A 13915-nucleotide genomic window follows, 5' to 3' on the forward strand; every position below is an offset into this window, starting at 1 on the left:
TCTCAATCCCTTGGAGATAGAAGCCAACGAGGTATTAACTCGCTGGAAAGGCTTGAGGTCGATACACAAAGTTGTACGCAAACGAAGGGATAAAAAGAGTGACAAAACGAGTGAAGAAGTGGCCTACTACATTTCGTCATTAACAGATGTATCCTTATTGAAGCAGGCTATTCGTGGGCATTGGGCGATAGAGAATAAGTTACACCACTGTTAGGATGTCTATTTCAGACACGATACCTCGCGCAAGAGAACGAAGAATGTGGCGCAGATTATGGATATCATTCAAAAGATCAATTTACTCATTATAGAGCGACTGAAGACAAATATGAAGTCCTCAATCCCTCGTATTCAAAAGAAACCGGCTCGAATAAAGCCACAACAACTAATCACAATACAATTTTAATGCGTCACCCCTAGCCAAAGCGTTACTCTTCTAACCGGTTCTGTACAAAAACAAAAAAGCAGGCAAAAGGATTGCCCGTTTAGAAAATACCTTTATATTTGCACCGCAATTGAGAGATACGTCATTTATTTCTTGATTAGGAGAGATGGTAGAGTGGTCGATTACAGCGGTCTTGAAAACCGCCGTACCGAGAGGTACCGGGGGTTCGAATCCCTCTCTCTCCGCAAACAAGGGTGTAAATCAGCGAGTTACGCGATTTACACCCTTTATTACACCCAAAAACTTGCAAGCATGAAGTTTTGCCCAAGGGTTCTTTATTTAGAGTTAATACTTAGAAGAAACGCATCATATTGATCTGGATCTTTTGTCTTGATAGTCTCTAGTATATACTGAGCACATTTCTTTATCTCGGCATGATCAGTCATAGACATTCCCCTCTCTATTAACCCCTCAAGATGTGAGAGTTCATTGTCGATACGATCTATGGCAGTAGCCGCACACCCGTCAGAGAAGAAACGCATCATCTTCTTATGAAGGCAATTTACCTCGTTGTCAGGATATTTATAGTAAAGATACGCCTCTAAAAATTTACGTGCATTATTCCCAAAGTTGTAGAATAGCTCATAATTTTCATTTTCGGTAGCTTGACTACATTTGTGGATTTGGTGAAATAAGTAGTTAAACTCTGTCACATGCTCCTTCATATAAGTAGGCATCTTTCGTAAACAAGACTGGTCGTCTTGCCGTTCAATCAAAAACCATGCACGCTGTTTACTTGTATGTAGGCGTTTGAGATAGCGTAAGAAGTCAAGATTATGCGTAGATATAAAAAGTTGACTCCACTGCTCCTTTTTTACCACCTGCTGATCTATCAGCGAGAAAACAAAGAAGACATGATTTGCATCCAAACTTGATATCGGATCGTCTATCCAGATTATTGGCTTTTCTGAGACAGTATTAACATCACTGAGTTTGGCTACGAAGTAAGCAAAGGCAACAAGATTTCTCTCACCCTCACTAAGGTTATAGGCTTTCTTGTCTTGCCTGAACACATCAAAATAAATACCCTCTTCGTTTTCTCTCTTTACTGATCTTAGCTCAATAAATCGATGCCCAAAGTAGTTTTGAAGAATCTCATTTACCCTTCTTGCTCCTTCCTCTTCATTTTGGCGAAGACGTTCCTTGGCTTTGATTTCGTGTTCAAGTCTACGAATCTCCGATTCTTTCTGCTCTTTGAGAGTTTCCTGTTTACTAACGATATCCTTTTTTTCTTTAATCGCAGCCGAAGAATTAGAATATCCAATTTCTTCTTTAAAGCGAGCGACTTCACTTAGTCGCAGTTTTCTTCGGTTTTCTGCCTGCACTTCGCTTAAATTGCCACCATACAGATTAGCGTTCTCATTAAGGATTTGAATGCGTTGATATATAGCCTCTATGGCTGTAAAATCAAAGGTGTGTTCTGTATAGGAGAAAGCGGAGTGAATGCTTTCTTGTTTGCTCTTTAACTGCTGGAGTATCCCTTCCAAGGCAGAAATGAGATCTTTCCGAAGAGCATCCATGTCTTTATTTATCACCTCTATCTCATCCTTAAAACAGGAATAATAGTTACTTGATGAAACTTTGTAGAGCTCTTGAGCTATCTGAATCTTCTCATTCATCCACGTGATAGCTTTTTCAATCCTCGTTTTTAAGTCTTTTGTTGCTTCATCATAATGACGTTCTAAGGCTGCCCATCGAGAATTTGTAATTATTCCCCCGCAGAAATAACAAATATCCCTATCTTTATGCAATTCACAACCTTCCTCAACCCATTTGTGAGCCATTGCATTGTGAACAAGTTCTTCTATCTTATCTGAAGCTAATATTTGTTGTTCCACGATGCTTTTTACTCTTGTATTGATTTCTTCGAAGCTAGGAAATACAACTGCATTTATGCTAGGTATCTGTCTCAAGTCTTCTTTCAATGTGGCTTTTAGCTCATCAACTTGATGATTGCCAAGGATATGTTCTTTTGCAACAAAACTTAACTCATCCTTAAGCTTTTGGATGGTATAATTTTGATCTCCATATATTCCTGATTGATACTTTATTCCGACCTCTCTTGCGAGAGCCTTATTTTTTAATCTTAACTCTAGAGTATTATGCTCATCTTGATAATTTTTATACGCAGTATTATAGGCATTAGTTGCCTCAAGTTTCTCTCGATAAAGCCCTGTTTCGTTTCCTTCATCAGGTGAGCCAAGCTTCTCCTTGAGTTCCTGAATCTCCTGCTCTATCTCCACATTTCCACCTAAAACAGCAAATGGTGCAACTCCTTGCTCTGGAACATTGATAAAGAGAAGATTTTCTCTAACAAAATCTTCGTTAAACACACGGACGGAATAAGATAAATTTTCCAAGGTGTTTTCATCAATAATACTCTTATCATTCATTTCTAACTTGAAAGTTCCACCCTCATATTTCTCGAGTCCCACCCTCACTTCAAATGCACGAAAGATCCGAGAAAGAGTTGTCTTCCCCGAATAGTTACGCCCAAAGAATATATTTACATCTTGCAGACACACAGCCTTCCCTTGACTGTTTACAACATGTTTGTCCCATTCAAAATCTTTGAAGACAGCAAAGTCTTTAATCTCAAGTATCTTCTTAATCATACTTCTACTCGTTTTAGATATTCACTAAGAACATCATACTCCATCACACGCATAGTGTGCTCCATATGAGCGAAGCCGGGCGTGCCATCGGGCAAAGAGGGTAGCATGATGATTTGGCGCTTCATCCGCTGGGCATTAAACTTGTAGCCATAGGCATATTTACCTCTTTGCTGTGCGATAGCGGTAGAGAGGTAAAGGAGGGTGTACTTGTTGTTGGCTGTTTCGTCTTTCCATCTCACTCGCTTTACATCATCCGAGAATAAAGCCTCGTAAGGATGATAGAACGAAAAGCCTACACTGCCATTGTAATTCACGCCCAACACGTTGCTATCCAAGCTTGCGTTAATGTTGCCGACAAACTCCGTCACACCATTAACACCCTCCGAGGCACCTACGAAGGGGCGACTGCCTGCCGTCATATCAGCCTTCGTTAAACGTACACCATTGATAATCTGTACAACATCTTCCATAAAGTAGGGTCTTATTTTACCCCCCCCCCATTAACATTTGATTACACTTCTTACTCTTGAAGTGTTGGAGGGCTGGAAGTAGGGTTTCTTGCTCCACTCTTTTCATGAAAGCAGACATAAACTCCCAGTCAGGAGTGCCATCCATGCCTATTGGGAGATATAGTTTTCCCCGTCTTAAACGCATTAAAGTAGCTCCATAACTTCCCCAACTAAACTTTTGAACGAGCACCTTAATGGCTCTAATGATAAAAAGAGCGTTGTGTTTATTTAGCTTGGTATGCCTAACAATCTGGATATTTTGTCCCGTATAAAAAGGGCAAGATTGATAAAAAACCGTTTGGGTATCAAGACCTATTGTTATCACATTCCCCTCGTCCATAACATAACCAGACTGCTCCTCTACAAAAGAGTCAATTCCATTATCGTTTTCACTACGGGTGATGTAGGGATTGTCTCCTTTGTTGCCAGAAAGACGCTTTTTATCTATACTACTGCTTGTCGAGGTAATAGTAAACAAATCGCCAAAAACAAATTCTTTCCACTCTCTATCCTCAAGAGCCCCAAGCATAATGATATTATCAAGGAGTTGCGACTCAAGTTTTGGTAGGGATTTAGCCAATAATTCTTCCTCAACCTCCTTCATATAAGCCTCCATAAAAGCCCAGTCGGGAGCACCGTTAGAGTTTGCAGGTAGCATCAGAGGGAAATGATATAACCGAGACATTTTTATTGCTCTTCCGTGTCCAAAACGGGATTGTTGAGAAGATAGACTGCGTACAATAAATAATAAAATCCATCTGCTTAAATCACGTTTGGGGTACAATGCCACAACATGACTATCTAATGCGAAAGAGTATTCATGATAAAAGGCTAAACCCGCACCACCATCTCCGTCTAGGTTAAGTGTTATACAATGAGGCTGAAAAGAAGCCTTATTATTAGGAAGGATAAAGCCTTTTAGCCCATTATTCTCCTTTTTCGCAGAAATCAGAGGATGTCTTCCAGAGAGTAATGAAGACATGTTGTTTTGGTTCCCCTTTATCGGACAAAAGAACTCAGTTAATAAAAAGTCCTTCCACACCCTATCCGTCAATTTCAACTTACTCTTCATCGCAGGCATCATTTTCGAAGAGGTATCCTCTTCCGTGGATAATCATATTGAACTGAAAGGTGAGGTAATCTGCCATCGTTTTGCGGAAATCGTCCTCGCTCGGGATCTCGTCATTGAAATAGTAGAACGAATGCAGCCATTCGTCCTCGGCTTCTATGGTCGTTTCTACACAGAACTTGCTCTCTGCCTCTGTTTGTCCATACCAAACATCAAGCAGATGCTGCCTGCGGTCTTTGGCCGTGCCGTTATCCACCAAGCCCACATGTTTAGCAACGGAGAACCCGTCATCCTCAAAATTGATAAACTTGCACTTCTTGTTTTTGGGGTGAGGAACCCCTGCCGTAAATATGGCGATACAAGGATTTGTCCCCACGCCATAGAAGGTATTATTATTCAGTGTAATTACCCCTTCGAGTGTATGACGCTTGAGGATGTTGCGTTTAATAGATTTCTCTACCGTTGTTTTCCCCGTAACAGATGATTGGGGAATAATCACCAATGCTCTTGCATCTTCACTCAAAGAGTTTAGCAGGTGCTCAGTAAAGGCTATCTCATATTTATCCGAATCCTCTTTGCTCCCCTGTGAGTAAGGAGGATTCATCATACCCACTGTGCAGTGCATCTCTTTTTGAATCTTACTGGGCGATTCGGCAAGAAAATCCAGATTGTGCAAGTTGCTCTTACCATCGCCACGCAATATCATATTAGTTGTGGCAATGGTAAACATGTAGTCTTGGAGTTCTATCCCCATCAGCTGTTCCTTACGAATAGAACGTTGTTGGCTGGCATCCTCCGTCTGGGCAAGCATGGAGTGCATAGCTGCAATCAAGAAGCCACCTGTGCCACAACATGGGTCGAGCACTCTATCTGTAGGCTTGAGATTGACCAAATCGCAAAAGAGCTCTGTAATGTGCTTCGGGGTCAAGACAATACCAAGGTTTTGACCATCTTTACCTGAGTACGACATAAACTCCCCGTAGAACAAGCCCAAATAGTCATCGGCAGACTGTGTATAAAGGATAGAGCGATGAATACTCTCTCGGAGAAACTCGGTGTACTCTCTTAGCAGGGTGCGTTGGCTCTTAGGGTCTTTGTCATTGATTTTACGATTGTCCCTGATCACGGCAAACTGAGCCAATATCTTATCTCGCTTGGTCGTAGGGGATACATTGGCTCGAGTCAGATTGGCTTCGATGGCATCATATATCTTTTTTCCGTCAGACTTGACGCTATCTCCCGTAAGATCGTCTATGGAGAACCCCTTGAAACTTTCCTCTCGAAGAGCCAAAAGGATACCGGAAACCACGAGTGGCTTCTCTTGGTTCGTGAGTCCTCCCTTCCAGAGCATTTCGTGAAGCGTTTCCGCATCTTTTAAGATTTCAGCTGTAGTCTTCTCCTCTTCACTCGCCTCCTGCAAAACCTCACGATGGTAGTAACGGTCGATATTCGCCTCATTAAACGACACGAAAGTTTCTACATCCGCCAACTCTTTAGGATAGAGACTATCATCTATAAAAACCGGAGTAATACGATGTCGCTTTTCATCGCCCGATACGCCTATGGCTATAACTTTTTTGTAGCTAGTATGCTTGATTAAATGCTTAGCATAGTGCAGTGCCCCATTTAGGGCATAGTCCTGCTTACTAGCAGTGTCTTCGAGCAGATTATTTTGCTTATCTCGGCATTCGTGCATAGCAGTATCCACCTTGTTCTCTATCACGATCACAAAGTCCTTGACCACTCCGATGAATTCAGGCTTACCCGATTTGCCTGTACCTGCCTTAGACGCAGTTTTGAGGGCTTTATCTATCTCTGCGATAGTAGAGCCTTGATATTCTAATGTAATGTGGGCGGATTTCAACAAATCGTACACCCATATATCCGTTTGCGCTTCCTTCTTTGCCATCAGTTAAATCTGTTTTACTTACAAAAATACAAAGTTATGAGCAGAGGGGCGAGGGGGATTTGCCTATTTAACACGGAAAACCAAGGTGCGAACCCCTAAGGGGGCAAAATATCGCGAGAGGCTCGGGGCAGTGATGCTCTGCGAGCCTCTTTTTGTGTGAAGATGTGGGGTGAGGACTATGGAGTGAGGGCTTGTGATTTCCTGCCTTTTCCCTGTGTTTCCTGAGACGTCCCTACCATTTCATAGACAACGAATTAGCTCATACTTTCGCAGTGTCAGAGCTGACTAATAGCCCGAAGCGCAAGGGCAAAAGTATTCACAACTTAACTGCAATGAAGTATGTTTTTAGAAGAACTCTTGGGCAAGCCCGTATGGCAGATGACTGGCGAGGAATTGCTCTTCCTTGCTCGCCACAGCTCACAGCCCAGCAATACAACTACGGAGGCAAGCCCCTCCAAAGAACAAAGACGCTATGTGTATGGGCTATCGGGCATCGCTCGCCTTTTCGGCTGTAGCCTCCCCACCGCCAATCGCATCAAGCAGAGTGGCAAGATAGACCGAGCCATCACGCAGGTAGGGCGTAAGATTATCGTGGATGCTGACCTCGCTCTCGAATTGGCAGGTCACAAAACAGGAGGACGAAGATGAATGCACCAGACTACGAGAACATTTGGCAGCAGTCGCTCATTCGGGTAACGGATAGATTTAGCCTACCGCCCATCGTACTGCGTGTGGACGATGCCATCATCGGCACGCTGGGCAACTTCAGCGTCTCTACAGGGAAAGCCAAGGCGAAGAAAACTTTCAATGTAAGTGCCTTGGTTGCCTCAGCCCTCGCTGGTCGTCAGGTGTTGGAATATCGGGCGTGCTTTCCCGAGAGCAAACGCAACATCCTCTACTTCGACACCGAGCAAAGCCCTTACCACTGCCAGCTGGTGATGCAACGCATTCTGAGGCTGGCAGGGCTACCGCTCGACCGAGAACCCGAGCGATTGCAATTCAGCCACCTCAGAGCCATCGCTGACCCGAATCAACGCCGAGAGATTATCCGCCATGCCATCTACAACACGCCCGATGTGGGCTTGGTTGTCATCGATGGCATCCGTGACCTGATGCTCGACATCAACAACTCCACCGAGGCGACACGCCTTGTGGGCGACTTGATGAAGTGGACAGGCGAGCGAAACATCCACCTGCACACCGTGCTGCACCTCAACAAGGGCGACGACAACGCCCGAGGACATATCGGCACAGAGCTGAACAACAAGGCGGAGTGTGTCTTGCAAATCACAAAGGACAGCGTTGATGCCGACCGCAGCGTGGTTGCTCCTGCGATTATTCGTTCCAAGCCCTTTGACAAGTTTGCCTTTCGCCTTACGGAGCAAGCCGATGGCATCTGCCTGCCCGAGGTCGATGCGGCCTATGTAGAGGACACGAAGACCGTCAAGCACTTCTCCTATCAAGAACTGACGGATGAGCAGCATCGAGAGGCACTCAAGGCGACCTTTGGAGAGGACATCACCCTAAGCTATGGCGACCTAATACCCCGACTGCGGTCTGCCTATAAGGGTGTCACCGCTCACGAATATGGGCAGACGAAGCTCAAAGAATTGCTCCGCTTCCTTCTGAACAAGCGCATGGTCATCAAAGAAGAGCGTGGCAAATACCGCTTCAATCCAGAGTACCACTACTAAGCAGATGAAAAATCGCTGTAGAATGCGGTCATTTCAAGGCGTCGAGATCGAGCACGAAGGGAGCATACTCTCGTATGTGACCGAGTGCGAGCACCGAAAACAACGAAGAGAGTGCCGTATTATACAAGATTTTTCGGTCGGTCGGACGCAGGCTATATATACCTGAACTGACCGACCAAAGAAAAACAACATTTGGTCGGACGGTCTGTGTGCCTATAGGTTTCGCCCGACTGACCAATTCCTCACAAGAACCCTCCAAGAAAAAAAGATATGAAAACGATACAAGAAATCAAGCAACTATCTATCGTGAACTACCTCCAGCAGGCTGGACACGAGCCCAAACAAATCAAGGGCAATGCCTATTGGTACAGCTCGCCACTGAGGCAGGAACGCACGCCCTCCTTCAAAGTAAACACCGAACGCAATCAGTGGTACGACTTCGCCACTGGCGAGCATGGAGACATCATCGACCTTGTTTGTGCCTTGCAACGCTGCTCAACGGCAGAGGCACTGCAACGCCTCCGTGGAGAAACAGGACTATCCAAGACTGATTTTTCTTTTGGCGGAACAAAAACCTCCACTCAGCAAGGACTCGAAATTCTTTCGGTGCTACCCATTTCTAGCTCGCAGCTGCAACGCTACGGCTCGGAGCGCGGCATTTCGCCCTCCCAGTTAGAAAAGTATTGCTTCGAGGTGCATTATCGCTCAGGCGAACGCACCTATTACGCCCTCGGCTTCCCCAACGATGCAGGGGGTTGGGAGCTACGCAACCCCTACTTCAAGGGTTGCATCGCCCCGAAAGCTATAAGTACACTCGGAGCCGGTACTAAGAGCGTGCAGGTCTTTGAGGGCTTTATGGATTTCCTCTCTTGGCGGATACTGCACCCCAATGAGCCAAGCGACAGCCTGGTGTTAAACTCCTTGACTCTCCTCCCACGAGCTTTGCCACAACTGCAAACATATCCCTGTGTGGAGAGCTTCTTCGATATTGACGAGGCTGGACGAAAGGCTTTGCAGCACCTTCGAGAGACAGGTATAGAGGTTAAGGATATGAGCCGTCTCTATGCTCCACACAAAGACCTCAACGAGTGGCTCTGTGCTGAGCGCAAGTCGCAAAAGCAAGTTCAGGCTCCTCGCAAGCGAAGGCTTCGCAGATAAGGCAAAAGCACGCAATTCAAACCGAGTATTCATCGGGATTTCCAAGGGTGTCGAAGCAATGGCTCAGCTTTGTTTCGGGACTATGGCAGAGCTGACCGCCTGCAAGTTCTCAAAGGGAGAACTTAGAAACAAAGCCAACAAGCATTCAGCAAATGCTTAGACACACTGAATTCAGAGGTAGCAGGCGGAGCGGACATTTCGAGAAATGCCATAGCTCATTAGGGCATTTTCTTCACGCTCCACTCCGTTACCGCTAAAAAAGCCCTCCTGAGCCAAGGGACTTCGCCCCTTTGGATACCCCTAAAATCAATCTTCAACTATGGGCTATGCCGTATTACATATAGATAAGGCGAAAGGCAACGACTCGGGCGTGACCGCTCATATCGAGCGGACGTACACCCCCAATAATGTCGATGCCTCTCGCACGCACCTCAATCGGGAACTGGTGCAATTCCCCGAAAATGTCACGAGCCGAACACAGGCTATCGAACACCGAATAGCGACCGCAGGTATCTACCGAAAGGTCTCTGAAAATCAAGTACGAGCCTTGCGATTTATCCTCTCAGGCTCGCACGAGGATATGCTTCGTATCGAAAAGGACGGACACCTCTCCGAATGGTGCGAGGCTTCGATGGATTGGCTACGACAGACCTTCGGAGCGGAGAATGTCGTAGCAGCCACGCTTCACGCAGACGAGGAGACGCCCCACATCCACGCCACCGTTGTGCCAATCGTGCAAGGCGAAAGGCGTAAAGCCAAGGAGGAAGCCGACAAGGGCAAACGCAAATACAAGACCAAGCGAAACAAGGTACGCCTCTGTGCCGATGATGTGCTCACCCCGAAGAAGCTGGAGGAATATCAAACGACCTATGCCCGAGCAATGGCAGGCTTCGGCTTAGAGCGAGGCATGCACGGCTCGGAAGCCAAGCACCGCACGAACATGGCGTATTACAAAGAATTGGTCAAAGCAACCGAGAACAAACAGGCAGAGGAAGCTCAGCTCAAAGAACGTGTTGCCCAACTGGAGAAGAAAGCAGGCAAGCTCCGCATCAAGGACACACTTTACTCTTTCTTTGGCAATTCGGAGCTGGACAAAGCCGAACAGCGTATCGAAGCCCTCGAGAAGGAAGCAAAACAAGCCCAATACCTTAGCGAACAAGAAAAGAACGACATCCGCAAGGAGGTTGTCGTTTTACAAGACAGGCTCAAAGATAAGGACAGAGAACTGGAGCAACGACAAAAAGAGCTGAAAGCCTATGAGGAGGAGCGGAGCTTCATTCAGAGGTTTATGCCTCCATTCTTTGCCCTCCTCAATGTACGCAGGCTTTTAGCGTTTATGGGCTTTTCGGACGAGCAAATAACGCAAATGTATCGCACAGGCAATGCCGTGCGAGCCAAAGCCAAGGTCTACTCCTCTATGTATAGACGCTACTTCGAGGAAGATGATACAATGCTTTGCATAGAGAAAGACCAAAAGCAAAAGCCCTTTCTCTCCATCAACGGCTTATCCGTCCCCGATTGGTGCGAACACAAATGGCAGCAGCTTATCGGGCGAAATAGAGGGAAGAGATTGTAAGAAGGAACAGCCCCCTTCCGCACTCAAACAATCCCCTAATCACATATAATTGAAACGCTTATACATGCTCCTTGATGAGATTTTGTCGCAAAAACGCATCTTTTTTGCGACAAAACCCGCTCACAAAAGAATTAGTTTATCAGCAATAATTCCCATTTATTGCCGATAAACTAATATCTATCAGTCCCCACTTTGTTATGTAAATGCAAGTATTTACACAACAAACTCTCTTAAAATCTACTGGCTATCCACAATCTTATTGAGCTCCTCCTCGACCTCTTCGATGCTGGGGAGGGTAGAACGAAGGTTGTCGGGGATAGCCTTAGTGAGTTGATAGTCACTGACGCCTATTGGCTGTTCGTAGCCCGAGAGGGCATATTGTGCCACGACCTTATCGCCACCATTGCAGAGCAGCAAGCCGATGGTCTTGTTGTCGTGTTCGCCTCTGAGTGTGTCGTCTATTACATTGATGTAGAAATTTAGTTGCCCCATGTATTCGGGCTTGAAGGGTGTTGCCTTCAGCTCAATGACCACATAGGCATGTAGTTGAATGTTGTAGAGAACGAGATCGGCATAGAAATCTTGTTCGCCCACCTGAAAATGTTTCTGCTGAGCCACAAAGGCAAAGCCACTCCCCATCTCAAGCAGATACTTTGTGATATGCGATACCAATTGACGCTCGATGTCTCGCTCCGCCATTTGCTCAGTCTGCCCCATGATGTCGAAAATGTAGGGGTCTTTCATCAGATAGTTGGCAAGGTCACTCTGTGGCTCGGGCAGACGTACGGCAAAATTATTTACCTTCTTCGCCTCAATCTGACGAGCGAAGAGATTCGTGTCCAGCTGTGTTTTCAGCACATTGCTACTCCAGCCATTCGCCACGGCTTGCGTGATGTACCAATAGCGTTCGCCGAGGGGGAGCTTGCTGTTGAGGAGTATTACATGGCTCGCCCAATTTGTACGAACGACCGCAGAACGCTTGAAGATCTGCTCTATTTGCTGAATGTCTATGCGATAAACCGAAGAAAGCGTTTGAGCTACTTCGCCTAATTGTGCAACAGCTTGTTGAACAATCTCAACAGACTGATTTTCTGTATTTTGAATTAACGCAAGAGGCTCTTGCGTAATTTCGTTTAGGGCTTTCGTTTGCTTCAAAACCTGCTCCACGGAAGGATTGGTCAATGTCTTGTCCGCCTCTCCCAACTGTGCTAAGACTGCTAATGTGTAAGCCTTAGCGAATTGACACATATAAAGCAGATTACGAGCCGAATACCCCTTCTTATCGGGATATTGTGAGCGGATAGCCTCCGAGAGCTTGTCGATAACCTTAGCTCCCCAACCCTCTTTCTCTTGGAGGTACAGAATGAAATGCCCCACCTTCCAATAGTGAAAGAGCATATCGGCATTGGCTGATGCGACGATGCGCACCTGTGTTTGCTCGATGTCTGCCCCAATAGCGTGTACGATAGGGGCGAAGTCCTTGCGGTCTATGGCTTGTATTTCTTGTTTCATAGGGCTATAACTGATTGAATTTACTCATCGCATTCACCTTGATGTCGTCGGCAATGTCGATGTAGGGTTTCATCGCCTTGTAGTCGCTGTGTCCTGTCCACTTCATAACCACCTGTGGAGGGATGCCGAGGGCAAGGGCATTACAAATAAAGGTGCGACGACCTGCATGCGTGCCGAGGAGGGCGTACTTGGGTGTGACCTCGTCTATACGCTCATTGCCTCGGTAGTACGTCTGACGCACAGGCTCATCTATGCCTGCCAGCTCTGCCAGTTCCTTGAGGTAGTCGTTCATCTTTTGATTAGTAATCACAGGCAAGACCTTATCGTCCTCAAATACCACATCTTTATATTTATCCAAAATCGCCTTGCTGTGATTGTTCAGTTCGATGATCAGGTTGTCCGAGGTCTTAACGGTGGTCACCTCAATATGTTCGCCTTTGACATCGCTTCGGCGGAGGTTGAACACATCGGAGTATCGCAAGCCTGTGAAGCATTGAAAGAGGAAGACATCACGCACTCGTTCGAGAGCCTGCTTGTTCGCAGGTATTTCGAACTCTCGGAGCTTCGTCAGTTCATCCCACGTCAGGAAGATAATTTTCTTCTGCGTGCTCTTGAGTTTGGGCTTATAAGTATCGTAAGCATTGTTCTGATGCACTCCCTGCTTGAAAGCCCAGCGCAAAAACCATTTGAGGAATGCCAGCTGCTTGCCAATAGTGCTATTACGCATCTCCTTGACCTCACGAAGATAAGCGACATAGTCGTTCAGCCCCTTCTCATCAAAAAACTCGAAGTTGAGTCTCTCCCGAAAGTTCGAAAGGTGGTTCTTCACGGCTGCAAACTTCTCATAAGTGGAGTGCGTCCAATCATTCTGTCGCCCACAATCACGCACAAACTCATCGAAGACCTTGTAAAAATCACTGCCTTCCGTAGCTTTTTTCTTTTTGGAGGGCTTCGCTTCTTCCTCCGCAGGTCTGTGCAGGGCGTTGAATGCCTCCTTAATCTGTTCGGGCGTAGGCATCACTTCATCGACCTCAAACTTCTTGAAGATCTCTTGTATCTCGGTATAGTAGACGAGGAGCGAAGCATTGATTTCGGCTGCGGACTGCTTGAGTTTGTTAGTGCAGCCATTCTTGACTCGCTGCTTATCCGCATCCCACTTGGCTGCATCAATGCGATAGCCTGTAGTAAACTCGATGCGCTGAGAGGCGAAGTTCACACGCATGCGAATAGGCACATTCTCCACGATGGGAACACCAGCCTTCTTGCGACTCTCAAGAGCAAAGATGATATTGCGTTTGATATTCATATTGTCTGGGTGTGTAGTTTCTGCACCCAAAATTACACCCAAAAATCGATATCACCAAAGATTTTTCATGAAATCTTACTTTATCGAAGAAATATACAAACTACTGAAAAACAAAAGATTGAACA

General features: G+C 45.9%; 10 protein-coding genes, 1 tRNA gene and 1 pseudogene. 6 read left to right on the forward strand and 6 right to left on the reverse strand.

What is annotated here, in order from left to right; all coding sequences use genetic code 11:
* Both HQ50_RS01130 and HQ50_RS01135 read left to right on the forward strand, forming a co-directional pair.
* A pseudogene (locus HQ50_RS01130) lies at nt 1–403 on the forward strand (ISAs1 family transposase); the annotation flags it as partial.
* 139 nt (nt 404–542) lie between these two features.
* Nucleotides 543–627, forward strand: a tRNA-Ser gene (locus HQ50_RS01135).
* Nucleotides 628–717: 90 nt separating this feature from the next.
* On the opposite strand, the gene HQ50_RS01140 is transcribed toward HQ50_RS01135, so the two are convergent.
* The 4 genes from HQ50_RS01140 to HQ50_RS01155 are packed head-to-tail and all read right to left on the reverse strand — an operon-like array spanning nt 718 to nt 6544.
* The gene (locus tag HQ50_RS01140; protein WP_039427702.1) at nt 718–3057 is read right to left on the reverse strand and encodes an AAA family ATPase; all 2340 of its coding nucleotides are present in this window, start codon (nt 3055–3057) and stop codon (nt 718–720) included.
* Nucleotides 3054–3527, reverse strand: a complete 474-nt coding sequence (locus HQ50_RS01145; protein ID WP_052074858.1) for a restriction endonuclease subunit S — start codon at nt 3525–3527, stop codon at nt 3054–3056. Before HQ50_RS01145 ends, HQ50_RS01140 begins: the two co-directional genes overlap by 4 nt.
* A 16-nt stretch (nt 3528–3543) precedes the next feature.
* Nucleotides 3544–4650, reverse strand: coding sequence for a restriction endonuclease subunit S (locus HQ50_RS10295; protein WP_052074859.1), 1107 nt, complete (start codon nt 4648–4650; stop codon nt 3544–3546).
* Nucleotides 4628–6544 (reverse strand): class I SAM-dependent DNA methyltransferase, encoded by a 1917-nt coding sequence (locus tag HQ50_RS01155; protein WP_039427706.1) that lies wholly within the window; start codon nt 6542–6544, stop codon nt 4628–4630. The genes HQ50_RS10295 and HQ50_RS01155 overlap by 23 nt, the downstream gene beginning before the upstream one ends.
* A gap of 339 nt (nt 6545–6883) precedes the next feature.
* Between HQ50_RS01155 and HQ50_RS01160 the strand changes: the two genes are divergently transcribed.
* From HQ50_RS01160 to mobV, 4 genes are all read left to right on the forward strand, one after another.
* Nucleotides 6884–7192, forward strand: a complete 309-nt coding sequence (locus HQ50_RS01160) for a DUF3853 family protein (protein WP_039427710.1) — start codon at nt 6884–6886, stop codon at nt 7190–7192.
* Entirely contained in the window at nt 7189–8238 is a 1050-nt protein-coding gene (locus tag HQ50_RS01165; protein ID WP_039427712.1) for an AAA family ATPase, read from the forward strand. The genes HQ50_RS01160 and HQ50_RS01165 overlap by 4 nt, the downstream gene beginning before the upstream one ends.
* A 270-nt stretch (nt 8239–8508) precedes the next feature.
* Complete coding sequence (locus HQ50_RS01170) at nt 8509–9396, forward strand: CHC2 zinc finger domain-containing protein (protein ID WP_039427714.1); 888 nt, start codon at nt 8509–8511, stop codon at nt 9394–9396.
* Between the two features lie 319 nt (nt 9397–9715).
* Nucleotides 9716–10972 (forward strand): MobV family relaxase, encoded by a 1257-nt coding sequence (gene mobV, locus HQ50_RS01175; RefSeq protein WP_039427716.1) that lies wholly within the window; start codon nt 9716–9718, stop codon nt 10970–10972.
* A gap of 237 nt (nt 10973–11209) precedes the next feature.
* On the opposite strand, the gene HQ50_RS01180 is transcribed toward mobV, so the two are convergent.
* Nucleotides 11210–12484 carry a YhcG family protein gene (locus HQ50_RS01180; RefSeq protein WP_039427718.1) on the reverse strand — a complete coding sequence of 425 codons (1275 nt, stop codon included), beginning with the start codon at nt 12482–12484 and terminating at the stop codon, nt 11210–11212.
* A 4-nt stretch (nt 12485–12488) separates the two neighbouring features.
* Complete coding sequence (locus HQ50_RS01185; RefSeq protein WP_039427720.1) at nt 12489–13790, reverse strand: site-specific integrase; 1302 nt, start codon at nt 13788–13790, stop codon at nt 12489–12491.
* Between the last annotated feature and the right edge of the window lie 125 nt (nt 13791–13915).

It is taken from the genome of Porphyromonas sp. COT-052 OH4946 (genome assembly GCF_000765965.1).
Taxonomy (GTDB): domain Bacteria; phylum Bacteroidota; class Bacteroidia; order Bacteroidales; family Porphyromonadaceae; genus Porphyromonas; species Porphyromonas gulae.

Excerpts from the sequence above, each read along its gene's own strand:
- HQ50_RS01140 (WP_039427702.1), bottom strand. The coding sequence starts at position 3,057 with ATGATTAAGAAGATACTTGAGATTAAAGACTTTGCTGTCTTCAAAGAT.
- HQ50_RS01145 (WP_052074858.1), bottom strand. The coding sequence starts at position 3,527 with ATGGAAGATGTTGTACAGATTATCAATGGTGTACGTTTAACGAAGGCT.
- HQ50_RS10295 (WP_052074859.1), bottom strand. The coding sequence starts at position 4,650 with ATGATGCCTGCGATGAAGAGTAAGTTGAAATTGACGGATAGGGTGTGG.
- HQ50_RS01155 (WP_039427706.1), bottom strand. The coding sequence starts at position 6,544 with ATGGCAAAGAAGGAAGCGCAAACGGATATATGGGTGTACGATTTGTTG.
- HQ50_RS01160 (WP_039427710.1), top strand. The coding sequence starts at position 6,884 with ATGTTTTTAGAAGAACTCTTGGGCAAGCCCGTATGGCAGATGACTGGC.
- HQ50_RS01165 (WP_039427712.1), top strand. The coding sequence starts at position 7,189 with ATGAATGCACCAGACTACGAGAACATTTGGCAGCAGTCGCTCATTCGG.
- HQ50_RS01170 (WP_039427714.1), top strand. The coding sequence starts at position 8,509 with ATGAAAACGATACAAGAAATCAAGCAACTATCTATCGTGAACTACCTC.
- mobV (WP_039427716.1), top strand. The coding sequence starts at position 9,716 with ATGGGCTATGCCGTATTACATATAGATAAGGCGAAAGGCAACGACTCG.
- HQ50_RS01180 (WP_039427718.1), bottom strand. The coding sequence starts at position 12,484 with ATGAAACAAGAAATACAAGCCATAGACCGCAAGGACTTCGCCCCTATC.
- HQ50_RS01185 (WP_039427720.1), bottom strand. The coding sequence starts at position 13,790 with ATGAATATCAAACGCAATATCATCTTTGCTCTTGAGAGTCGCAAGAAG.